Origin of the sequence: Alteromonas sp. BL110 (assembly GCF_003443615.1) — a bacterium.
Taxonomy (GTDB): Bacteria; Pseudomonadota; Gammaproteobacteria; order Enterobacterales; family Alteromonadaceae; genus Alteromonas.
In genome coordinates, this window is the sequence record NZ_CP031967.1 from 1,143,099 (window position 1) to 1,165,322 (window position 22,224).

A 22,224-nucleotide genomic window follows, 5' to 3' on the forward strand; every position below is an offset into this window, starting at 1 on the left:
CACATTAGCTACTAGTGTATCACGAGGCCAGTATGTCATGCATACTGGCTCAGACCGCTACGCTATCGTTTACGTTAAGTCGCCAATTCTCGCCGCCAAAGACGTAGTTGAAGGCGTATCTGCATACGCCTAACTCTATGTAGCTAATGTGGCGCTAGTTGAAGTGTTCCTGTTACCGGATGTGTACTTACCGCATCTGCAGATGGGATCATATCGCGGGTAAGTTGAGGGAATATATTCTCGTTTCCGCCTAGCTGCTGATCGTAAATATGCTGATAAGCCATTACCGCTTTTACGTAAGCGCGGGTTTCTTTATAAGGGATATTCTCAATCCAGATATCAACCGGTAACGCTTCATTAGCAGGCAACCACTCCAGCACTTTGCGCCAACCGGCATTGTACGATGCAGATACCAGCACTGGGTTGTTATTGAGCTTGTCCATTAAATAACGTAGGTACTGCACGCCATAGTCCACGTTGTCGTCGACTTTGAACAGCTTGTTTCTACTTACTTTTTCTTTTGCCACGTAGCGCGCTGTTCCTGGCATAAGCTGCATCAAACCTGCTGCCCCAACCGGAGAGATAGCATCGCTTCTAAACGAGCTTTCACGACGAGCAATAGCCATCGCAAGCGACTTCGATATACTGTATGCCTGCGATTTTTCGCTAAATACATCGCTAAACGCTAGTGGAAATCGGCGTTCGACATCGTCCCAATAGCCGCTTCTCGCGAAACTGGTAATTGCTTGGTCGTACAGCCCCCACTCATAAGCGAGTATGCCCGCATCGGTCACCTTCGACTCAGGCAAGTGGGAAAGCAAGTAATACCACTCTCTGCGCGCTTCTGTGGTTCTGTCTAACCGGAAAAATTCTACAGCGCGCATGGTGGCAGGGGTTTTCGCCACACTAGCAATAGCCGCCGTGTTTCTTGGCGCTGGCGTGTGTGCGAGCGACGGAATTTCGCCTATGTGCGCACTTGCCATAAACCCGTAATAGTGACGCTCTTGCGCGAGTTCTTTATAAAGCACAGTAGCCTGCATAGTTTGACCGAGCGCTTCTAAGGCACGGGCTTTCCAGTATCGATAGTTTTCCTCTTGTTGCAGGCTAGCGGAGGCGCTATCAATAACACTAACCACTTCCTTCCATTTTTTTGTGCGTAGCAAATGGGAAATATGCCACAGTTTTATATCTTCACTGGCACCGCTAACATCGGCAAGTTCTAGCCAGTGATGGGCTTGAGGAAGGCGATCTAACGTGTAGCTAAGCGCAATCGCTCGACGCATAACGTGTTGCTGGGCGTTGGAAAATACGTTCTTATCGTTGTAGCGGTTAAATACCTTGCCCGCTAAATCAGGGTTTCGCCACGCTAGTTTTTCTATTGCCCATACCATCACCTCAGCTTCATGAGATGCATTTTTAAGTGGAAAAAGCGCGGTTTTATTAACGCGGCTGGTGTCGCGGGTTACCGAAAGCCATGCGTCAGCAAGGTATTGCTTATCACTAGGAAGTTGGCGCTTCAGATAAGAAATAATACTTCGGTTATCTTCTTTTGCCGCAATTTCAATACGTTTTATCACCATGTCTGGTGTCATCATGCCCGCTTTTTTCCACTTTGCAAAAAGCGGATCGCATTCATCGGGTTGCGACTGACCATGAAGCCAAAGCGCATCTACTTCACGCAGAATATCTTTTTCGCTTTCTCCCTCTTTTAAACGGTAGTTAAGCGCAATACAGGTAAGCCTTGCTCCCATGCCGGGGCGATAATTGTCTAAAAACGTACTGCGGTAATTGTTCTTTGCAAGATACTTCAACCACTTGTAACGCAGGCCATAGCTAACGGGTTGGCCGTTAAAGTCATCTAAAAACTGCTTAACTTCGCGCTTTGTTTTGATTGACATTGTGCGCTCTAGTCTAAGCCGCAGCAGGTACGGATAAAGTGGATAATGCGCTAACTCATAAATGTCGTTATCAAGGCGTTGAAGGCGGTATTTCGAGTAACTAAGTAACTTCCTTTCAACTTCTAAATAGCGGGCACGATCTTTTTCAAAAATATCATTGGGTAGCGTTAACGGCTGTGTAGCCCATGCGCTGATAGAGAAAACTAAGGAAAGCGAGCAAGCTAGCGCCCCCACTAGCGTGGCGAGTAATTTATTGTTTTTTGCCAACGAGTGCTGACCTAACTTCGAACTAAAATAAAAACCAGACACAATAGAACTCCTACCCTGCTTTACACTCGAATGACCTATGAAAGCCAAAAAATTAGCCTAATCGAGCTGATTGTAAAATGTTGCCGATAAAGCAGCATTACGACTGACCCACTACATTTGTTCTATAAACAAAGGGAAAATTTCAGTCTGGCTCCGTGCCAAAGAAGATGTTGTGCCAGCTGTCGTTAGCTATGCTTTACAAACATAGTTGACATGATTGTAGATTATTCTTTTGCTGGATTGGCGCTTTGCGCCAATAACGCTCATTATACAACCACTAATACCGAAATGAAGCTTGAATTCGATATTTGCACTTGAATTTAAGTCATCGGACCACTACCTTAGACAAATTGAAACGCTTGTTTGATTTTTTGTTGAAATTTTGTGTGGCTTTGTAAAGAATCTAGCCACCCTAACGCGTTAGTGAATGCATACGACCCTACAAATTAGTTGGATTACTTCACTAACATCCTGGCCAATGCCGAAGGAGATGATAATGATATACACAGGCAAAAGTCTTTCCGTCAGCCTGTTAGATGACGGCTTTGCTGAGCTGGTATTCGACGCCGAAGGTTCAGTAAACAAGTTCGACCGCCAAACAGTGAGCGAACTTGACGAAGCAACCCAAGCCCTACTTGCTAAAGGCGATGTTAAAGGCTTAGTAGTACACAGTGCAAAACCTGCATTTATCGTAGGTGCTGATATCACCGAGTTCACTGGCCTTTTCGCTATGGACGATGCTGAAGTACTACAGTGGGTTGCTAATACGTCACAAGTATTCGACCGCTTCGAAGACCTACCTTTCCCTACCATTGCTGCTGTTAATGGCTTTGCGCTAGGTGGTGGCTGTGAGATGGCATTGGCATGTGACATGCGTATTGCCGACACCACAGCGTCTATTGGTTTACCAGAAGTTAAGCTAGGTCTTATGCCTGGTTTTGGTGGTACGGTTCGTCTACCTCGCCTTATTGGTGCAGACAATGCACTTGAGTGGATGACTACTGGCCGCGACAGAAAAGGTGCGAAAGCCCTTGCTGAAGGTGCAGTTGATGCGGTTGTAGCACCAGAAGCGCTAGTTGAAGGCGCACTTTCAATGGTGAAAGACGCTGCTGACGGTAAATTTGACTGGCAAGCACGTCGTGCGGTTAAGAAAGCCCCACTACAGCTAAACAAAAACGAAGCTATGATGAGCTTCAGTACTGCTCAAGCGATGGTATTTGCACAAGCTGGCAAACACTACCCAGCTCCTCACAAAATGGTTGAGACTGTTCAAAAAGCCTCTGTACTAGACCGTGAAGGCGCACTTAAGCTTGAAAACGAAGGCTTTGTAGCGCTTGCGAAAACCGATGCTGCGAAAGCGCAAATTGGAATCTTCCTTGCCGACCAGCTGGTTAAAGGTAAAGGTAAAAAGCAGGCGAAAGCTGCCACTAAACAATCTAAGCTTAACGCTGTACTAGGTGCAGGTATCATGGGTGGCGGTATTGCATACCAAAGCGCGGTGAAAGGCACGCCGGTAATCATGAAAGACATTAACCAAGGTGCACTAGACCTTGGCCTTTCAGAAGCAGCGAAGATCCTTGGTAAAGGTATGAAGCGCGGCAAAGTTGATGCGACTAAAATGGCGCAAACACTTAACGCTATCACGCCTACCCTTGAGTACAGCACGCTAAAAGATGCAGACCTTGTTATTGAAGCGGTTGTAGAAAACCCGAAAGTAAAAGGTATTGTGCTTAAAGAAGTAGAAGACAATGTAGCTGACGACGCTATCATCTGTTCAAACACTTCTACCATCTCTATTAACCAGCTAGCTGAAAGCCTAGGCAAGCCAGAGCGCTTCTGTGGTATGCACTTCTTTAACCCAGTGCACCGCATGCCGCTAGTTGAAATTATTCGAGGTGAAAAAACCTCTGAAGAAACCATCAATGCAGTAGTAGCCGCTACCCTTAAAATGGGCAAAACCCCAATTGTGGTTAACGACTGCCCAGGGTTCTTGGTAAACCGCGTATTGTTCCCATACTTTGCAGGCTTCAGTAAGCTACTTATTGACGGCGCTGACTTCGTTGCAGTTGATAAAGTAATGGAAAAAATCTTCGGCTGGCCTATGGGCCCGGCTTACCTTATGGATGTTGTAGGTATCGACACTGGCGATCACGCAGCAGACGTTATGGCAGCAGGTATTCCAGAGCGTATGGCTCGTCTAGACAACGACCCTGTAACTCTTTTCTATAAAGAAGAGCGTTTAGGTCAGAAGAACGGTAAAGGTTTCTACAACTACGGTGTTGATAAGCGCGGTAAGCCTAAGAAAACACCTGCTGAAGAAGCATACGCGCTAATGACACCACATGTCGCCGAGAAGACTGACTTTGAAGCTGACGACATTATTGCACGCCTAATGATCCCTATGGCAAACGAAGCAATTCGCTGCCTAGAAGAAGGCATTGTAGATAGCGCAGCTGAAGCAGATATGGCGCTACTTTACGGCTTAGGTTTCCCTCCATTCCGCGGTGGTATTTTCCGTTGGATTGAAACCATTGGCTTGGCGAACTTTGTTGCTATGGCAGACAAGTACGCTGAACTTGGTCCAATTTATCAGATTTCAGATGGCGTTCGTGAAATGGCCGCTGCTGGTAAATCCTATTTCGCATAAGACCCGGAGGAAAAACTAATGAAAGAAGTGGTCGTAATCGATTGCGTACGTACCCCTATGGGTCGTTCAAAAAACGGTGTTTTCAGAAATGTGCGTGCAGAAGATCTTTCTGCTGCGCTAATGACCGCGCTACTAGAGCGTAACCCTGGCGTAAACCCAGCGGAAATTGAAGACATCATCTGGGGCTGTGTTCAGCAAACTAAAGAACAAGGCTTCAACGTTGCACGTAACGCGCAACTACTCACACAAATTCCACGCACAACAGGCGCGGTAACGGTTAACCGTTTATGTGGTTCATCAATGCAAGCCCTTCACGATGCAACAAGTGGCATCATGAGCGGCCGTGGTGATATTTACATGATTGGTGGTGTTGAGCACATGGGTCACGTACCGATGAACTACAACATCGACTTCCACCCTGGTCTTGCTAAGTACACGGCAAAAGCGTCGGGCATGATGGGGATGACCGCCGAGCTACTTGGCCGTCAAAACGGTATTACTCGTGAGCAACAAGATGCATTTGGTGCGCGTTCGCATCAGCTAGCGCACAAAGCACACCTTGAAGGCCGCTGGGCTAACGAGATTGTGCCTATCGAAGGTCATGATGCAAACGGCGTATTAAAGCTAATTGACTACGATGAAGTAGTACGCCCTGAAAGCACAGCTGAGAGCATGGCGGCACTTCGCCCAGTGTTCGACCCAGTAAACGGTACCGTTACTGCGGGTACGTCTTCTGCACTGTCTGACGGTGCATCAGGTATGCTGCTTATGTCGGCAGACCGTGCGAAAGAGCTTGGCCTAACGCCTCGTGCGAAAATTCGCGCAATGGCTGTGGCTGGTTGTGATGCGGCAATTATGGGTTATGGCCCAGTTCCGGCTACACAAAAAGCCCTTAAGCGCGCTGGCCTTACTATGGACGATATTGAACTTGCTGAGTTTAACGAAGCGTTCGCGGCACAAGCACTATCGTGCATTAAGCAACTAGGTTGGATGGACCATCTAGATACTAAGATTAACCTTAACGGTGGTGCGATTGCACTAGGCCATCCACTAGGTTGTTCTGGTTCACGTATCTCGGGTACGCTTATCAACCTAATGGAATCACAAGACGTAAGCTTAGGCTTAGCGACTATGTGTATTGGTTTAGGCCAAGGTATTGCTACTGTATTTGAGCGTGTTTAAGCGCTTATATTAGCATTTAACTAGCTAAGTTTTTTAAAAGGGCCTTCGGGTCCTTTTTTGTTGCAGCGCATATTTAAAATCAAAAAGCTAAATTAGAAAGTGGGCTGACTACACCATTAGCCCCTTGTTGAAGTATGTGGGTATAGATTTGAGTAGTTCTAACATCGGCATGCCCTAACTGGTCTTGCACCGTTCTGATGTCTGCACCTGATTGCAGCAAATGCGTAGCAAAAGAATGACGAAGCGTGTGAGGTGTAACATGCTTGATTATTCCCGCATCACCTGAAGCACGACTTACCGCACGCTGTATCTGTTTTTCATCAGTATGATGTCGCCGCAATAGCTTACTTTCTGGATCAATACTTAACTTTGATGCAGGGAACAAATACTGCCATTCCAGCGTTTTATTACGCTGTTGATACTTTTTCCTCAATCCATGTGGAATCCAAGCACCAGCAAAGTCTGGCACCATCAAATCTCGTTGCAGAAGTTTTTCACTTTCACTGATATGATTTTTTAAAAGTGGAATCAGCGATTCCGACAGCGTTACCACTCGATGCTTGCCCCCTTTCCCAAACCAAATCCTCACACACTTGTAGTCGAAGTCTATGTCGCCCGCTCTAAGGCGAACACACTCCATTAACCGAAGCCCACTTCCATAAAGAAGTGCTACCGCTAAGTAATGGTGGGTAGGCACTCTACCAAGCAATGCTTTTACTTCTAACTGGGTTAGCACAACCGGTAGTTTTCTTTCCCTTCCGCTTCCCACAAAGTTCATGTCTGTAGGTAGCGGCTGCTCTAAATACTTGTTGTAGAGAAAAACCAGCGCATTTAGTGCAGTGGCTTGTGTAGACCGCGCATTTTTTCGCTTGGTGGATAAATGCGTAAGGTATGCTTCAACATGCAAAACGTCGAGATCTTTCGGGTGTTGAAATTTGTGAAAACGAATGTAGTCTGAAATCCAGTTGATATAGGTTTGTATAGTACGCTTAGCATAGCGCTTAAGCATCATGTGCTCGTACAGGGATTTAATAAACTTAGACTTCATGTTCGACTCCAAAATAAAAAAGTCTATTTAAAAAATCACAACGAGATAACTGACTTTAGTACCTGTTTTATTGCAAGAGTATTCACGAAATACCCCAAATTCACCTGCAACCCGATTTGGTGTTTTTAACTTTTGAGCAAAATACACCAAAAACGTATTTTACTAATCCTATCGATAGGTTATGGTTTAACCATATTTATAACCAAACGGACAAAAACCCCGTTCTGGTTTGTTAAATCGCCCCATTTAGGGAACGATTAAATTGTTAGGTACCTAGGAATGTCTGTAATTTCTAAATTAATGGAAGCATCTGAAGCTGATACAGATGTGCTTCGAAGATTGAACGCTGAGGGAGATGATTTCAGTAAGTTTAGAGAGGTCGATTTCACTTTCAAATGTGAGAGTAAAGACAAAGCTGATACCGTCGCTGGCTTTCTGGATGACTTCCAATATGGAAAAGCATCTGTAATTGTTGAAGAAGATCTGTACATGGTTCAGTTGCTGATCGAGATGCCTGTTACTCAAAATATTTTGCTTTGTGTATCAGGCTTCATGACTTGTATAGCAGAGTTATATAATGTCGAAATTGATGGTTGGGGCTGTATCGCGCAGAACGGTACCTAACAAAAAAATTAAGTCACTCACTGCGTTCGCTGGGACGCATACACGTGGGCTGCTTCGCATGGTAGCCCACGCGCCTGCGCCCCTTATTTAAAAGTTATGTGCCAAAAGGAATTTGAATGCACAAGAATAATCAACTAATAGTCGCTGGCAGTTTAAGTATCCTGGCTGCATTACTTCATATTGGTTGTATTTTCGGCGGCCCTGATTGGTATCTCTTTTTTGGTGCGGGTCAACGCATGGCTCAACTCGCAGCTCAGGGCGATCCGTACCCAACAATTGTAACTTTAGCAATTGCTTCAATTCTTACTGGCTGGGGCTTATATGCATTTTCTGGTGCAGGTATCATCATCAAGTTGCCACTACTAAAAACCTGTTTAACTTTAATTACTGCCATCTATTTGTTGCGTGGTATCGCAGGCTTAGTTGGCCCCTTTCTAACTTCAGACCCTGTGGTACACCAAACTTCAATAACCTTTTGGTTAGTCAGCTCAATTATTTGCTGTATTTATGGTACGTTTTATTTATTGGGCACATTAAAGTTATGGCGGCAGTAGAGAGTATGCTGGCACATAACAAAAAAATTAAGTACGCCCGCTTCGCGGGCTGGGACGCATACATGCGGGGCGGCTTCGCCATTATGCCCCACATGCCTGCGCCCCTTATTTAAAAGTTAGGTGTCAGCGCACACTGATAAATCAGTGGAATAAACGAAGAAAAGGAACTTCTATGAATTTAACTATCTTAGCAATTTCTGGATACATTACTTGGATGTTACTGCTATTGCTTGCATTAGAAGCATTTCGCACTTATTTGGTCATTTCCTCTGGTCGAAAATCAAATAGCTTCAATACAAGCGGCAGCGATACGACTGAATTCGGGCACAGACTTACTCGAGCACATGCAAATTGCTATGAATTTTTCCCAATATTTGGTGGCATTCTCATTTTAGCTGTCATCACTAATACAACCGACATAACGAACCCACTTTCTTTACTTTGTCTGTTTGCAAGAATAGCCCAATCATTTACTCATTTGCTTTCAGGGAGCAACATTGCAACCCAGGTAAGGTTTCTATTTTTTACAATTCAAGTCGGTGTTTGTTCATGGTGGATGTATCAAATAGTCAGCACTTCGTTTTAAACAAATGCCACCTAACAAAAAAATTAAGTCACTCACTTCGTTCGTTGGGACGCAAACATGCAGGGCGGCTTCGCCATTATGCCCCACATGCCTGCGCCCCTTATTTAAAAGTTATGTTTCCTAGAGGTAATTTTTGCCAGTAAATATTTACAACAGTGATAATTCAGAGAGGGTTGCTTGGCTAAGTGATGATTCCTGGGAACTTCCAACTCAAATAGATGATTTGGAGACGTGGCTCATAGAAAACCAGCACACGTTACCAACTGGTAAGTATGTTGCGGATGTGGGATTTGATATTCGAAAAGATGCATGCGGAGGAGGTGCCGTTTTGAGCACAAAATCTATGGAAATAATGGCAAAGCTAGGTATTGAGTTATTTTTATCAGAGTACCCAGATACAGAGTAAATGAAACATAACAAACCAAGTAAGCGGGACAATAACACGTGGGCTCCCGTCACTTCGTTCCGTATTATAGCCCACGTGTAATTGCCCCTTCTTGGGGTGTTAGCCCCTAAAAAGGATTTTTTATGGAATCAGGTGTTTTAATACTTTCGATATCCTGCTTAAGCGGTTTTATATATTTACTTATAGGCTTCCTGCTTACCTTCAAGCAAAAAGCCAATATGCTTAACGGAATCGATTTCTCTAAAATTAACGACTTATCTTCTTTCTGCAAATACGTAGGGAATAGCTTTTTATTATCTGGTGTAGTACTAATCATGGTCGGGGCGTTGGTTTATTTAGCTGGTTTCGACCTTTTGCTGTTCGCAGCTATTTTTGTATTCTTTTCAGCACTGCCCATCATTAATGTCGTCAGGGCGATGCGTAAATTTCAAAAAGGTACTTCGTAAGTGAAGCGTGGCTAACAAGCCAATCAACACACTCACTGCGTTCGCTGGGACGCATACACGCGGGGCGGCTTCGCCATTATGCCCCACATGTCTGCGCCCGTTATTGGAAAGTTAGGCGTCATTTACTTACAGCATTAAAGTGTGGGTTAAACCGTGACATTACAGCATCAAGGCTGTTTCGCTAGGTTGTATTCGCGGCTAGCTTTCTCCGTTGTTTAAACGACTTTAGCAACGCGCTTTTCATTAACACCGCAACGCCAACATTCAACATCACCAGTCTTTTAAACTCGCTCTTTTATCCAGCATTGCCGTTAACACCTAGTATTTCGTACAAGGTTGTTTTATCTTAAATTCAATAATTTAAACACGCGGTCTATTTGGCTAGTGGTGGCAGCAAAGCTGCGTACGTTCCTTTGTACGCCTAACAAAACGCTGTTGGCACTCCCTTCGGTCGCTGGGACGCTAACACGTGGGCTGGCTCGCTTCGCTCGGATTTTAGCCCACGTGCTAGCGCCCCAAAGCTTAGCGTTAGGCGTCATTTACTTACAGCTTAAAAAAGTGGGTTCAATCGTGACATTCCAGCATAAAGGCTGTTTCACTAGGTTGTCTTTGCGGCTAGCTTTTCGGTAGTTTCAACGGCTTTAGCAACGCGCTTTTCATCAACACCGCAACGCCAACATTCAACATCACTAGCTTTCTAAACTCGCTCATTTATCCAGCAATGTCGTTAACATCTGGCATTTCGCACAGGGTTGTTTTATCTTAAATTTAATAATTTAAACATGCGGTCTAATTGGCTAGTGGTGGCAGCAGAGCTGCGTACTTTCAGTTGTACGCCTAACAAAACGCTGTTGGCACTCCCTTCGGTCGCTGGGACGCTAACACGGGGCCGCTTCGCGATTATAGCCCCATGTTAGCGCCCCAAAGCTTAAAGTTATATAGCAAAGGGTAATTAAATGAATGACGGAATATTCGGTATTGCTGCTCTTGCCACAATCGCGACGATTTGCTCGATCGTGACTCATTTATTAATAAAAAAATTCGTTATAGCAGTCTTTGTTTCGGGATTACTTAGTGCATTATTTTTTCAGTTTGCAGCCTATTTCAACCTTGGACAACTTGATCCTTTTTATCTATTCGCCGCTTTTGCTTCATTTTTAATTAGCTGCGCAATATCAACGATAATTGGCAGCGTGATGCTCAAAAGAGTCAATAGCTAGGTTGTTTAAACATGCAATATAACAAACCAATTAACGCACTCACTTCGTTCGCTGGGACGCATACACGCGGGGCGGCTGCGCCATTATGCCCCACATGTATGCGCCCTTTATTGGGAAGTTATAAGGCGTCAGCCTAAACTTCGTTTGGCTATATAAAAATTCCAGTAAAACTACCCTCACCTGTTTTCATTAGCATCGCTCTGGCTTGTGGTAGGTTTAAATCCGCCGCTTTCAATTCAAAGGTGGTGTAATAGGCGCTTTGTCGCCAAGTTATTAGTTGAACCTCGCAAGCGCCATTACACTTGATAGCTCAGATGGCGGCTTGCTTCTCTCAAATCAAAAACATTTGTGCACAGTCGTTTTGCTTGTTTGTGTTAACAATCAATCGTATGCTGACTTCATTAGTTTTTAAAAAGACCAAAGGAACTGGCTCTGCTTATAACAAGGCGCTTAAGACCACTCCCTTCGGTCGCTCGGACGCATTTACGCGGGGCGGCTTCGCCATTATGCCCCACGCAACTGCGCCGCTTAGCTTAATGTTATACACAATGCGCAATATCAGGAAGATTAAAGTGAATAAAACCAAAACGTCTCTTCTATTTTCTGCCTTCATAGGCACTTGTTTCGTAACTATGGGTACATTTGCTTCATCTACAATAGAAGGCGTTTGGAAACACGCAACAAAACCAGCTCTAATCGAATTCAATTTAACAACTGGTGTAGCAAGTGTTAAAGAACACCAGACTCATAAACAAAACTCAGGCCTCACGATCATCAAAAATATTGTTCAATCAACAGAAACTGAGTGGGTTGGGGAAATGTACAATGGCTACGAAGACAAATATGTTTTCGTTACAATCAAGTTAAACAGCACATCGCTATCTGTCTTCGACTCCGAAAACAGTGAAGTTCTTAAACTTGTTAAGGAATAGCCTTGTGTATAACAAAAAAATTAAGTTCGCCCGCTGCGCGGGCTGGGACGCATACACGCGGGGCGGCTTCGCCATTATGCCCCACATGCCTGCGCCCCTTATTTAAAAGTTAGAAGGCGTCAGCCTAAACTGCGTTTCGCTTAATACAAATGACAGTTCAACCACCCTCACCTGTTGTTTCAAACATCGCCCAAGCATTGGTAGCTTTAATGACACCGCGCTTACTTCAAAGGTTGCGCAATAGGCGCTTTATTGCCGAGTTATTATTTCAATTCTGCAAGCGCCATTGCGTTTGTCAGTTCAAATGGCGGTTTGCTTCAGTCAAATCACCGACATCACATCGTTGGCATTTCGCTTGTTTGTGTTAACAATCAATCGTATGCTGACTTTATTAGTTCTTAATAAGGCAAAAGGAACAGGCTCTGCTTCTAACAAAGCGCTTAAGCCTCTCCCTTCGGTCGCTGGGACGCCTATACGCGGGGCGGCTTCGCCAATTATGCCCCTCGTATCTGCGCCCCTTAGCTTAAAGTTAGGCGTCATTTACTTACAGAATTAAAAGGTAGGTTCAGCCGTGACATTACAGCATCAAGGTTGTTTCGCTAGGCTGTCCTTACGGCTTGCTTTTTTGGTAGTTTCAACGGCTTTAGCAACGGGCTTTTCATCAACACCGCAACGCCAACATTCTGCATCACCAGCTTTCTAAACTCGCTCTTTTATCCAGCAATATCCTTTACATCTGGCATTTCGCACAGGGTTGTTTTATCTTAAATTCAATAATTTAAACACGCGGCCTATTTGGCTAGTGGTGGCAGCAAAGCTGCGTACGTTCCTTTGTACGCCTAACAAAACGCTGTTGGCACTCCCTTCGGTCGCTGGGACGCTAACACGTGGGCTGGCTCGCTTCGCTCGGATTTTAGCCCACGTGCTAGCGCCCCAAAGCTTAGCGTTATAGCCTTCAGGGAAAGAATGGAATTTATTGAACTGAACCAAATTCTCAATACTGATACTGATATAGAGCTTTCAGTTAGAAATTCTGATTGGTCAAAAGTAATCCGCTCAATTACTGCTTCGACAGGGTGGCTCAACAAAAATGAATTCAATTCCCTTTTAACGCCATACATCAACCAACAAGTTTTTGCCTTCGAAACATTTGAGCGTGTATCAAAAAAAACAGGTATAAAAAAGCGCATTACCTCAAGTTTCTCTCTAACTTGGGATAACTTTGACACATTTCAAAAAAATACAGATATTTTGTTTTTGTACTTAGTATCCAGTAAGTTAGATTGGGTGTTTTATGCCAACAGAGATCAGTGGGGATTTTCGGCGCGGCCATAACAAGCCAATCAACTCACTCACTGCGTTCGCTGGGACGCATACACGCGGGGCGGCTTCGCCATTATGCCCCACATGTCTGCGCCCGTTATTGGAAAGTTATAAGGCGTCAGCCTAAGCTTCGTTTGGCTATATAAATATCCCAGTGCAACTGCCCTCACCTATTTCCATAAGCACCGCTCTGGCTTGTGGTAGGTTTAAATCCGCCGCTTTCAATTCAAAGGTTGCGCAATAGGCGCTTTATCGACAAATTCTTATTTTAAGTCAGCAAGCGCCATTGCGTTTGTTATTTCAAATGGCGGCTTGCTTCCGTCAAATCAAAAACATCACCGCGCTATCGTTTTACTTGTTTGTGTTAATAATCAATCGTATGCTGGCTTCATGAGTTTTTAATAAGGCCAAAGGAACAGGCTCTGCTTCTAACAAAGCGCTGAAGCCACTCCCTTCGGTCGTTCGGACGCATTTACGCGGGGCGGCTTCGCCATTATGCCCCACGCAACTGCGCCGCTTAGCTTAAAGTTAGGCGTCATTTACTTACAGTATTAAAATGTGGGTTAAACCGTGACATTCAAGCATCAAGGTTGTTTCACTAGGTTGTCTTTACAGCTTGCTTTTTCGGTAGTTTCAACGGCTTTAGCAACGCGCTTTTAATCAACATCACAACGCCAACATTCTGCATCACCAGCTTTCTAAACTCGCTCTTTTATCCAGCAATGTCCTTAACATCTGGCATTTCGCACAGGGTTGCTTTATCTTAATTTCAATAATTTAAATAAGTGGCCTTGTCGGCTAGTGGTGGCAGCAAAGCTGCGTACTTTCAGTTGTACGCCTAACAAAACGCTGTTGGCACTCCCTTCGGTCGCTGGGACGCTAACACGTGGGCTGACTCACTTCGTTCGGATTTTAGCCCACGTGCTAGCGCCCCAAAGCTTAAAGTTATATGCCACCAGGAAAACCTAACTTATGGTTTACTTATTAGCTGGAATTGTTTGTGTTCATTTGGCTTGGGCATTTTTTAATACTCTGGCTGTTAACGGCACATTGTTCATCAATAATAACTCTCGAGTTATTACGTTACTTGTTAATTGGTTTATTCCAGTAGGTGGCCCAGCTATTACTTTGCTTGTCCTTCGCTCAATAAACCCTAAAGTGAATAGCGGCAATCCTGTTGCGGACGGCTCTGGTAGTAGCAACTTATATTCAGGTAATGAAGGTTCAGATTCTGGTGGTTGCTGTGGTGATTAATTTAGCTAAACTAGGTCGTATTAAAAATGGCTTATAACAAAAAAATTAAGCACGCCCGCTGCGCGGGCTGGGACACAAACATGTGGGCTGCTCACTTCGTTCGGATTTTAGCCCACATGCCTGCGCCCCTTATTTAAAAGTTAGAAGGCGCCAGCCTAAAACTCGTTTGGCTTAATACAAATGTCAATGCAACTACCCTCACCTGCTTTCACCAACATCGCTCTGGCTTTTGGTGGTTTTAACTTCGCCGCATTAACTTCAAAGGTTGCGCAATAGGCGCTTTACCGCCAAGTTCTTATTCACCGTCAGCAAGCGCCATTGCACTTGGTAATTCATAGGGCGGCTTGCTTCAGTCAAATCAACTACATCACTGCACTGTTGTTTTACTTGTTTGTGTTAATAATCAATCGTATGCTGACTTTATTAGTTTTTAATAAGGCCAAAGGTGCAGGCTCTGCTTCTAACAAAGCGCTTAAGCCACTCCCTTCGGTCGCTGGGACGCCTATACGCGGGGCGGCTTCGCCATTATGCCCCACGCATCTGCGCCCCTTAGCTTAAAGTTATGCACTCGACAAGGATGATTCGAATATGAACAACTTAGCAAGACCTAAACTATTCCTTTATTCACTAATTCTCCCAGTCATATGGCTAGGATTCGGCACATTATTCAGTCAAATATTCCCAGAACAAAATCTGGGTTTAATGGGCTTAGTTATAATTTTATATATTGCTTTGTTTCCAGTATCTTGGCATTTTGCAAAGCACTATGAACGTCAATTTGCCAAAAATGAAAAAATAAGGCTTATCGCATATTTAACGTTGTGGGCTGTGGTTTGCGAGTCATTCGCTCTGATGTACCACCTAAATCAACCGAACTCTCCAGAATTTGAACCTTCTATCCTATTGGGCGTTATCGGTTTTACTTTTTTAGTGGATTTGGTGTTTATGTTTCTCGGCGTTCACTTCATTTGTAAGCGGTACATAAGACACTTCTTAGGTAGGCGAGAGACCGCAAGTGCATAACAAAAAAATTAAGTCACTCACTACGTTCGCTGGGACGCATATATGCGGGGCGGCTTCGCCATTATGCCCCACATGCCTGCGCCCCTTATTTAAAAGTTATATTGCAAAGGTAATTTAATGAATGACGGAATATTCGGTATTGCTGTTCTTGCCACAATTGCGACGATTTGCTCGTTTGTGTCTCATTTATTTATTAAAAAGTTCGTTATAGCGGTCTTTGTTTCGGGGATACTCAGTGCGTCAGTTTTTCAGCTTGCAGCATATTTAAACCTTGGACAGCTTGATCCTTTTTATTTATTTGCCGCATTTGCTTCATTTTTAATTAGCTGCGCAATATCAACGATAATTGGCAGCGTGATGCTCAAAAGAGTCAATAGCTAGGCTGTTTAAACATGCAATATAACAAACCAATTAACGCACTCACTTCGTTCGCTGGGACGCATACACGCGGGGCGGCTGCGCCATTATGCCCCACATGTATGCGCCCTTTATTGGGAAGTTATGTGCCAAAAGGAATTTGAATGCACAAGAATAATCAACTAATAATCGCTGGCAGCTTAAGCATCTTGGCTGCATTACTTCATATTGGTTGTATTTTCGGCGGTCCTGACTGGTATATCTTTTTTGGTGCTGGTCAGCGCATGGCTCAACTCGCCGCTCATGGCGACCCGTACCCCACAATTGCAACTTTGGTAATTGCCTCAATTCTTACTGGTTGGGGCTTATATGCTTTTTCTGGTGCAGGCATCATCATTAAACTACCACTACTAAAAACCTGTTTAGCTTTGATCACGGCCATCTATTTGTTACGTGGTATCGCAGGCTTAGTTGGTCCATTTCTAACTTCAGCTCCTGTGGTACATCAAAATTCAATAACCTTTTGGTTAGTAAGCTCATTTATATGCTGTATTTATGGTACGTTTTATTTGTTTGGCACAGTAAAGTTGTGGCGGCAGTAGAAAGTGTGCTGGCACATAACAAAAAAATTAAGTTCGCCCGCTGCGCGGGCTGGGACGCAAACATGTGGGCTGCTCACTTCGTTCGGATTTTAGCCCACAAGTCTGCGCCCCTTATTTAAAAGTTATGTATCTATGGTGAAGCTTTGAAGAATGTAGGCTGGTTAATACTGACAGTTCTTTTTTTAGTTTTGGGTGTCCATAAACTGAATCGGGATACAATATCCGACAAGCACCTATTCGGTATCACAGGAGTTATCAAGTCTATTAATTGTGCCTCAGGAAGCAAAGATGGCCCTCCAAGCTTGCAGCTTGAAACAGTTGATGGACTTCGCCACATCAGTTTGTTAGAGGAGTTTTCCTTTCGAACGAACTGTGACGAAAAGAAGAATTCTCTGGTTGGTAAAAGCGCAGTGGCATCAGTGCTATCTGAATCAGCAGAATCACAATCAGCATATCAGTTTGAATTGGAGGGAAGAGAGATTTATTCGCTAGAAGATGTCGAAAACTCAGATAAAGAAACTGGGTTTGCTTTAATCCTTTTATCTCTAGTAATGGTAGTCTCACTGTTTCTTCGTAGTAAGAACGATACATAACAAACGCATTAACACTCGCTACGCTCGCGGGGGACAAATGTACGTAGGCTCCCCTCGCTTCGCTCGGTATTATAGCCAACGTACATTTGCCCGTTATGCGGGCGTTGGTATGACTCCCTTTGTCAACCCTGAACGAACGCTTCCCTGACACTCTTTCAGCCCATAATTAGCTTTGTTTCTCACTCATAATAAATTGAGCTAACGCACCAGATGAGGCAGTAATGTCGTCGGTTAGTATGCTGGTATTCGTAGGTTACTCATCCGTTGAATGAGCAGTGCTGACCTTACATGTTCCGCCGTAGCACCTTCTCATCAGTCTATGCTCGTGGGTCAATCACGATTAAGTGATTGCCATCATAACGCCCTCGTAGGTTGTGCCACATCCCGCGGCCTGATCCGAATGCGTTAGCTCAAACTCGTTTATCATGCAGGTACTCGGCTCAGTCTTAGTTTTGGATTAACCGGCGTGAGTACCACTTCCTTTGCAATGGCCCATATGTAAGCCGCCATCTCCCTAGCTATCGCGGTAATGATTAAATTGTAGTGTTTACCTTTTTTACTCATACGCTGATAGCGTTTGCACAGTCGCAATTGTGCTTTCCAAGCAATATCGACGATGTCTTTGGGTAAGCCTTCTTGCCTTAACTGTAATTCGGTAGAGACATTCGCTGAATACCGATAGCTGTGCGCACCTTCAATTAGTAGACGCCGTGCTCTGCCGTTACCTGCTTTGGTAATGGCACCTAAGTGACGTTTACCACCGGAGGATTGTTCGCTGGGCACTAAACCTAAATACGCCATGAGTTTTCTTGGGTGGTCGAAGCGGTGTAAATCACCAAGCTCTGCCACCACACCAACGGCGACTAGCAATCGAACGCCACGCATAGCCTGAATAGCCTTCACCACAGGATAATAACGCCACTGGTGAACGTGATGGGTTAACTCATTGTCGAGCCTTTCTAGCCGGCGAATACGCTCTTCTATGGTTTGCAATTGTTCCTGCAAGACAATTTGCTGGGCCGGGTGAGGCAATATCAGTTCAGTGAGCCAGCGCAGGTGCTTCTTCGACCAGTTGGCAGTGCCTTCATAACGTATGTTGTTGCGCAAAAGTAAGGCTTTAAGCTGATATTTACCTTCTTTTAAATCCTTCATTGCTGCTTCACGGGCTCGGGATAAATCTCGAACTGCTTCATCCTCCGGCTCAGGCACATAGATGGGTGTAAGGTCTTCAGATTTTAGTGACCTAACGAGTTTAAGCGCATCCCTGCGATCGGTTTTGATTCGCTCCCCTGGCTTTTTAGGGATAAGAGATGGAGCCACGACATAGCAACAATGTCCCAAGCTCGTAATCAGCCGATAAATCCAATAACCACACGGTCCAGCTTCATAAACAACGTGAAGCGTTGCGCCAGGATATTTGGATTCAAACTGGCGGAGCAGCTTTTTTACACTGACCTTAGACGAGGGAATACGCCCATAATGAACTGGTGTCGCTCCACGCTGTTCTTCACAATAAGCAACCTCATGAAACTCTTTATGCGTATCCAACCCGATAAAAATCATGCTATGTTTGTTCATGCTAGCCTCCAAATTGATTTAGTATTGAACAAACTAATTATGGCTCTGGCTGAAAAGTTAACCCACGAAAATGCGGAGGCTAGCATTTCTCAGGGAGTCATTGTGTCTATACGCAATTGGTCAGAATAACTTTTTCACATCGCGATAAAAGTTTTCATGAGAGCCAAGTGCTATCAATTCAAGTATTACAGTGCCATCCTCGTAGCTGTAACCAAGTAAAGTTAACTGCTTGACCATCTTGAATTTGTACACGCGAAGAAAGGCTAGGTCGCCTTTTTTCTGCTCTCCTAGAAGAGGATCGGCCATTAGTTCCTTAACGGCTTTATTCAAGTCTTTTTTCTGATTCTGATGTAACTTCTTTACTGCTCTCTTAAAATTAGCTGTCTGTAAAACACTGGTAATCTTAGCCAAAATCGTAAGGCTCCAATTTTCCGGCCTCTTTTTCAGCTTTGGAAATAATTGCCTGTTTGACGAATTCGTAAGGCAAATCAGGGTTATCTTCCATCATTTCACCTATCTTTGCCCAATGCTCAATCTGTTTTGGCATAGTTCGGTTTAGTGCTTTGCCCATAATTGTAGCTTTCTCAACTAGATCTTGGTCTAGTCTTACGCTCGCAGTTGCCATAATATGTCTCCTAATGGTTCGCCATCACATTGTAGCAATGCGCTACAGGTGTGGCAAATTGCGTATAACAAACGCATCAACACTCGCTGGGACACAAACATGCCGGCTGTGTCACTTCTTTCCGATTATAGCCGCTATGTTTGCGCCCCTTATTTGGGTGTTAAACCTACTGGTAAATACTATTATCAAACGCATGTGAGGGTAATGGACATATCGCAACTGAAGGTTATGGGTGAACATGCTTAAAGAGCTAATCAACACACTCGTTTCGCGAGCGGGGAAATATACTGGCGGGGCGTTGGCTGCATAAGGAAGAACCTAGTTCGCACTCTTTATAGGCTAGGCGAAAATATGTGCTAATCTGTGTAGCGAGAGATAAAAGGAATTATTTGATGAAATTACTCGCGTTTTTAATCCTAAGCCGGTAACGAAAGTTATTCAAGATTAGGAATGGTCATTGGTTAAGAGCAAAGCTCCTACACGCGAAGAAAAGCTATTGAGGTTAGATTTCTGCATGGGTGGTAATACAGAGGCAGAATCTATTTCAAAGTGTAAGCAACAAGCCGCAATGGCTTGCGAATAGCGGTTGGAGGATATACCAATGTTTATTGTTATGTTTGAGTTCGTAGTAAAGACGGAATTTGAGGTGTAGTTATAACTATGAAAATTACTTTCTTTCAAACTACAAACCTTCAGCGAGCAGCCGAATTTACCTTTGCGAACATGCAAGAATATTACGCTAAATTCGCTCCCGACTGGAACGCTGAAAAAGTGCTAGAAGTTACGGCTGAACTAGTTAACTACGACATTCAATTAGACAACCAAACAGTGGGTGTTATGCGCCTACAGTTTGAAGATAACACCTGTGTTTTACGCGATCTTCAAGTTATACCAAGTGCACAAAACAAAGGCATAGGCAGTGAGGCTATTAAAGAAGCGGAAAAGCTTGCTCTAGCGGCTAAGGTCAACTCGCTAACTTTGCGGGTTTTCAAAATTAGCCCAGCGGTTTCGCTTTATAACAAAGTAGGCTTTGTTATAAGTAGTGAAGACGACCGCTTTTATAACATGGTTAAACCTTTAAACAATTAACCCACTGGCTTTTATAGTCGCCCATTCCCAATACATCTAAAGGACAAAGTACATGAAGATTATAATTGATGATCTTAACGGAGGAGATGTACTAGCGCTTTTGGAAGAGCATTTGTCAGATATGTATGCAACGTCGCCTCCAGAGTGCGTACACGCATTAGATGTTGATGCACTAAAAGCGCCTAACATTACTTTTTTTAGTGGTTGGAAGCAGCAACAGCTTGCGGGGTGTGTTGCTATTAAAGCCCTTGATACACATAGCGCAGAGCTAAAATCTATGAGAACGGCAAAGCCCTATAGAGGGTGTGGCGTGGCTTCTCAGTTATTACTTTTTGCCTTAGAACATGCGAAAATGAAAGGGTTTAGTTCGGTAAGTTTAGAAACAGGAACGCAAGACTACTTTTTAGCGGCAAGAACGCTTTATAAAAAGTTCGGTTTTGTCGACTGCGGCCCTTTTGGTAGCTATTCGCTTGACCCTAACAGTCACTTTATGACCCGAGCGCTTTAATTTAAAATTTTAAGAGAATTCCACATGTCACTACCCCCTTGCCCGCATTGCCAGTCTGAATATGTATATGAAGACCAGTCTTTACTTATTTGCCCCGAATGTGGTCACGAGTGGAACCCGAACGAGGTTGAAGAAGAAGTCTCTGCAAAAGATTATAACGGTACGCCGTTAGTTGCTGGTGACAAGATAACGCTGGCAAAAGATTTGAAAGTAAAAGGCAGCTCGCTTGTACTTAAAATTGGTACCAAAGCGGTTATCCGTCATGTGAAAGATGCCAAAGACCACCAGCTAGACTGTAAAGTAGATGGTGCCGGTGAAATGATGCTTACCGCGCAGTTTGTTAAAAAAGCATAGACAAACAATATATCACTTTAGAAGTTAGCGACCTCGTTAGTAATGGTTTCGGTTAGCAGACTAATCGCTTTAGATGACACTTTTTGAGGGTTAACTAAGCAAACGCCTACATGTCCAAGTTCAGGCAAGTTTTCTGAATTAGATAAAATGTGCAATCCTGACGGTACTGAGCTTTTTGCCAGTACCGTAATGCCTAGCCCTTCATTAATAGCAGTTTGAATACCGTTTAAATCGGCAATGGTGTATACCACCTGCCACGGCTTTTTGATTGCGGATAAAAGGTTAGTGGCGCGCTTGCGATAAATACACGGTGAGGGGGCTGCAATAATAGGGAGCTTAGCAGGCACATTGTTAACAAAGCGCTGACTGCCTACCCATACCAGTTGATCTGAGATGATGAAGCCATCCTGCTGTGGATTTGGTGTTTCCTGTAATGACAAAATTAAGTCGAACTGGCTTTTTAACGGTTCGCTCAACAAATCTTTGCTTAGCGCGCAATGCACCTCTAGCGATATTTCCGGGTAAGTTTGTGTGAACCGCCGAATGATTTTAGGCATAAGCGTGGTGCTAAATTCACTGGGAATACCTAACTTAATATTTCCAGTCACCTGAGGCTTACCGAACTCAGCCATAGCTTGGTCATTAAGCGCTACTATTTTCTCACCATATGACAGCAAGCGACTACCAGCGCCAGTAAGCGCTAAACGATTTTTGTCGCGAGAAAAAAGCTTCTCCCCAACCATTTCTTCTAGTTTTTTAATTTGAAGACTTATTGCCGGTTGAGTCCGTTGCAGCTGCTCGGCGCACTGTGTGTAGCTTCCCGTCTGTGCGATAAGGACGAACGAGCGTAAGAAATCTATGGACAAGTTCTTCATTTCTTTGCTTTACACCTTCTTTATAGCTTCAACTAAACACTGACCTTTCACCAACGAAGTTTAAAAGCTCACTTTATTAGCCACTTTACTACAAACAAAGCACAAACGTGCCGTGCCAAAAGTACAGCTGCAGTTATTTAATAAAATTATAATGCCATATTTTTTATTAATTTTATTTATTCATTTTGCAC

At 44.1% G+C, this 22,224-nt stretch carries 24 protein-coding genes; 18 read left to right on the forward strand and 6 right to left on the reverse strand.

All coding sequences use genetic code 11. The features are described from left to right. Positions 1-143: 143 nt before the first annotated feature. Positions 144-2,207 carry a transglycosylase SLT domain-containing protein gene (locus D1814_RS04910; protein WP_118490361.1) on the reverse strand — a complete coding sequence of 688 codons (2,064 nt, stop codon included), beginning with the start codon at positions 2,205-2,207 and terminating at the stop codon, positions 144-146. A gap of 496 nt (positions 2,208-2,703) precedes the next feature. Between D1814_RS04910 and fadB the strand changes: the two genes are divergently transcribed. Both fadB and fadA read left to right on the forward strand, forming a co-directional pair. Continuing rightward, positions 2,704-4,854 (forward strand): fatty acid oxidation complex subunit alpha FadB, encoded by a 2,151-nt coding sequence (gene fadB, locus D1814_RS04915; protein ID WP_118490362.1) that lies wholly within the window; start codon positions 2,704-2,706, stop codon positions 4,852-4,854. Between the two features lie 18 nt (positions 4,855-4,872). Next, complete coding sequence (gene fadA, locus D1814_RS04920; RefSeq protein WP_118490363.1) at positions 4,873-6,036, forward strand: acetyl-CoA C-acyltransferase FadA; 1,164 nt, start codon at positions 4,873-4,875, stop codon at positions 6,034-6,036. A 79-nt stretch (positions 6,037-6,115) separates the two neighbouring features. Here the strand turns inward: fadA and D1814_RS04925 are convergent, their stop codons facing one another. After that, positions 6,116-7,084 (reverse strand): integron integrase, encoded by a 969-nt coding sequence (locus D1814_RS04925; RefSeq protein WP_118490364.1) that lies wholly within the window; start codon positions 7,082-7,084, stop codon positions 6,116-6,118. 279 nt (positions 7,085-7,363) lie between these two features. Between D1814_RS04925 and D1814_RS04930 the strand changes: the two genes are divergently transcribed. From D1814_RS04930 to D1814_RS19400, 13 genes are all read left to right on the forward strand, one after another. Next, positions 7,364-7,708, forward strand: coding sequence for a ribonuclease E inhibitor RraB (locus D1814_RS04930; protein WP_118490365.1), 345 nt, complete (start codon positions 7,364-7,366; stop codon positions 7,706-7,708). A 116-nt stretch (positions 7,709-7,824) separates the two neighbouring features. After that, positions 7,825-8,262, forward strand: coding sequence for a hypothetical protein (locus D1814_RS04935; protein WP_118490366.1), 438 nt, complete (start codon positions 7,825-7,827; stop codon positions 8,260-8,262). A gap of 172 nt (positions 8,263-8,434) precedes the next feature. Continuing rightward, positions 8,435-8,848, forward strand: a complete 414-nt coding sequence (locus tag D1814_RS04940; RefSeq protein ID WP_118490367.1) for an MAPEG family protein — start codon at positions 8,435-8,437, stop codon at positions 8,846-8,848. Between the two features lie 133 nt (positions 8,849-8,981). Then, positions 8,982-9,254, forward strand: a complete 273-nt coding sequence (locus D1814_RS04945; RefSeq protein ID WP_025256685.1) for a hypothetical protein — start codon at positions 8,982-8,984, stop codon at positions 9,252-9,254. Positions 9,255-9,376: 122 nt separating this feature from the next. Next, the gene (locus D1814_RS19390) at positions 9,377-9,700 is read left to right on the forward strand and encodes a hypothetical protein (RefSeq protein WP_162889804.1); all 324 of its coding nucleotides are present in this window, start codon (positions 9,377-9,379) and stop codon (positions 9,698-9,700) included. Positions 9,701-10,656: 956 nt separating this feature from the next. Next, entirely contained in the window at positions 10,657-10,920 is a 264-nt protein-coding gene (locus D1814_RS04960) for a hypothetical protein (RefSeq protein ID WP_118490370.1), read from the forward strand. Positions 10,921-11,222: 302 nt separating this feature from the next. Beyond that, positions 11,223-11,852 (forward strand): hypothetical protein, encoded by a 630-nt coding sequence (locus D1814_RS19530; protein WP_232368979.1) that lies wholly within the window; start codon positions 11,223-11,225, stop codon positions 11,850-11,852. Between the two features lie 966 nt (positions 11,853-12,818). After that, positions 12,819-13,187: a hypothetical protein gene (locus D1814_RS19395; RefSeq protein WP_162889805.1), complete on the forward strand. Its 369-nt coding sequence runs from the start codon at positions 12,819-12,821 to the stop codon at positions 13,185-13,187. Positions 13,188-14,147: 960 nt separating this feature from the next. After that, the gene (locus D1814_RS04985; RefSeq protein WP_118490373.1) at positions 14,148-14,429 is read left to right on the forward strand and encodes a hypothetical protein; all 282 of its coding nucleotides are present in this window, start codon (positions 14,148-14,150) and stop codon (positions 14,427-14,429) included. Positions 14,430-15,017: 588 nt separating this feature from the next. After that, on the forward strand, positions 15,018-15,452 hold the full coding sequence (locus D1814_RS04995) for an ABZJ_00895 family protein (RefSeq protein ID WP_118490374.1): 435 nt from the start codon (positions 15,018-15,020) through the stop codon (positions 15,450-15,452). Between the two features lie 117 nt (positions 15,453-15,569). Beyond that, entirely contained in the window at positions 15,570-15,833 is a 264-nt protein-coding gene (locus D1814_RS05000; protein WP_118490375.1) for a hypothetical protein, read from the forward strand. 140 nt (positions 15,834-15,973) lie between these two features. Beyond that, positions 15,974-16,411 (forward strand): hypothetical protein, encoded by a 438-nt coding sequence (locus D1814_RS05005; protein ID WP_118490376.1) that lies wholly within the window; start codon positions 15,974-15,976, stop codon positions 16,409-16,411. Between the two features lie 302 nt (positions 16,412-16,713). After that, positions 16,714-17,004: a hypothetical protein gene (locus tag D1814_RS19400; RefSeq protein ID WP_147402523.1), complete on the forward strand. Its 291-nt coding sequence runs from the start codon at positions 16,714-16,716 to the stop codon at positions 17,002-17,004. Positions 17,005-17,427: 423 nt separating this feature from the next. Here the strand turns inward: D1814_RS19400 and D1814_RS05015 are convergent, their stop codons facing one another. From D1814_RS05015 to D1814_RS05025, 3 genes are all read right to left on the reverse strand, one after another. Beyond that, a complete protein-coding gene (locus D1814_RS05015; protein WP_118490378.1) occupies positions 17,428-18,582 on the reverse strand; it encodes an IS110 family transposase in 1,155 nt (384 codons plus the stop codon). 120 nt (positions 18,583-18,702) lie between these two features. Then, positions 18,703-18,993: a type II toxin-antitoxin system RelE/ParE family toxin gene (locus D1814_RS05020; protein WP_118490379.1), complete on the reverse strand. Its 291-nt coding sequence runs from the start codon at positions 18,991-18,993 to the stop codon at positions 18,703-18,705. Next, positions 18,986-19,207 carry a TA system antitoxin ParD family protein gene (locus D1814_RS05025; RefSeq protein WP_012518669.1) on the reverse strand — a complete coding sequence of 74 codons (222 nt, stop codon included), beginning with the start codon at positions 19,205-19,207 and terminating at the stop codon, positions 18,986-18,988. Before D1814_RS05025 ends, D1814_RS05020 begins: the two co-directional genes overlap by 8 nt. Before the next feature lie 660 nt (positions 19,208-19,867). Between D1814_RS05025 and D1814_RS05035 the strand changes: the two genes are divergently transcribed. Genes D1814_RS05035 through D1814_RS05045 form a run of 3 tightly spaced genes read left to right on the forward strand, consistent with a single transcriptional unit; the run spans position 19,868 to position 21,158 of the window. Beyond that, entirely contained in the window at positions 19,868-20,296 is a 429-nt protein-coding gene (locus D1814_RS05035) for a GNAT family N-acetyltransferase (protein ID WP_118490381.1), read from the forward strand. Between the two features lie 52 nt (positions 20,297-20,348). Further along, positions 20,349-20,804, forward strand: a complete 456-nt coding sequence (locus D1814_RS05040; protein WP_118490382.1) for a GNAT family N-acetyltransferase — start codon at positions 20,349-20,351, stop codon at positions 20,802-20,804. Between the two features lie 24 nt (positions 20,805-20,828). Next, the gene (locus tag D1814_RS05045; protein ID WP_118490383.1) at positions 20,829-21,158 is read left to right on the forward strand and encodes a zinc ribbon domain-containing protein YjdM; all 330 of its coding nucleotides are present in this window, start codon (positions 20,829-20,831) and stop codon (positions 21,156-21,158) included. A 17-nt stretch (positions 21,159-21,175) separates the two neighbouring features. On the opposite strand, the gene D1814_RS05050 is transcribed toward D1814_RS05045, so the two are convergent. Further along, positions 21,176-22,033, reverse strand: coding sequence for a LysR family transcriptional regulator (locus D1814_RS05050; protein ID WP_118490384.1), 858 nt, complete (start codon positions 22,031-22,033; stop codon positions 21,176-21,178). Positions 22,034-22,224: the final 191 nt, after the last annotated feature.

Bases quoted from the DNA above. Each gene is read 5' to 3' on its own strand.
- D1814_RS05015 (WP_118490378.1), bottom strand. From the start codon at position 18,582: ATGAACAAACATAGCATGATTTTTATCGGGTTGGATACGCATAAAGAG.
- D1814_RS04930 (WP_118490365.1), top strand. From the start codon at position 7,364: ATGTCTGTAATTTCTAAATTAATGGAAGCATCTGAAGCTGATACAGAT.
- fadB (WP_118490362.1), top strand. From the start codon at position 2,704: ATGATATACACAGGCAAAAGTCTTTCCGTCAGCCTGTTAGATGACGGC.
- fadA (WP_118490363.1), top strand. From the start codon at position 4,873: ATGAAAGAAGTGGTCGTAATCGATTGCGTACGTACCCCTATGGGTCGT.
- D1814_RS04985 (WP_118490373.1), top strand. From the start codon at position 14,148: ATGGTTTACTTATTAGCTGGAATTGTTTGTGTTCATTTGGCTTGGGCA.
- D1814_RS05000 (WP_118490375.1), top strand. From the start codon at position 15,570: ATGAATGACGGAATATTCGGTATTGCTGTTCTTGCCACAATTGCGACG.
- D1814_RS05045 (WP_118490383.1), top strand. From the start codon at position 20,829: ATGTCACTACCCCCTTGCCCGCATTGCCAGTCTGAATATGTATATGAA.
- D1814_RS19390 (WP_162889804.1), top strand. From the start codon at position 9,377: ATGGAATCAGGTGTTTTAATACTTTCGATATCCTGCTTAAGCGGTTTT.
- D1814_RS04995 (WP_118490374.1), top strand. From the start codon at position 15,018: ATGAACAACTTAGCAAGACCTAAACTATTCCTTTATTCACTAATTCTC.
- D1814_RS04940 (WP_118490367.1), top strand. From the start codon at position 8,435: ATGAATTTAACTATCTTAGCAATTTCTGGATACATTACTTGGATGTTA.
- D1814_RS05005 (WP_118490376.1), top strand. From the start codon at position 15,974: ATGCACAAGAATAATCAACTAATAATCGCTGGCAGCTTAAGCATCTTG.
- D1814_RS19395 (WP_162889805.1), top strand. From the start codon at position 12,819: ATGGAATTTATTGAACTGAACCAAATTCTCAATACTGATACTGATATA.
- D1814_RS04935 (WP_118490366.1), top strand. From the start codon at position 7,825: ATGCACAAGAATAATCAACTAATAGTCGCTGGCAGTTTAAGTATCCTG.
- D1814_RS05025 (WP_012518669.1), bottom strand. From the start codon at position 19,207: ATGGCAACTGCGAGCGTAAGACTAGACCAAGATCTAGTTGAGAAAGCT.
- D1814_RS04925 (WP_118490364.1), bottom strand. From the start codon at position 7,084: ATGAAGTCTAAGTTTATTAAATCCCTGTACGAGCACATGATGCTTAAG.
- D1814_RS05035 (WP_118490381.1), top strand. From the start codon at position 19,868: ATGAAAATTACTTTCTTTCAAACTACAAACCTTCAGCGAGCAGCCGAA.
- D1814_RS04960 (WP_118490370.1), top strand. From the start codon at position 10,657: ATGAATGACGGAATATTCGGTATTGCTGCTCTTGCCACAATCGCGACG.
- D1814_RS05040 (WP_118490382.1), top strand. From the start codon at position 20,349: ATGAAGATTATAATTGATGATCTTAACGGAGGAGATGTACTAGCGCTT.
- D1814_RS05050 (WP_118490384.1), bottom strand. From the start codon at position 22,033: ATGAAGAACTTGTCCATAGATTTCTTACGCTCGTTCGTCCTTATCGCA.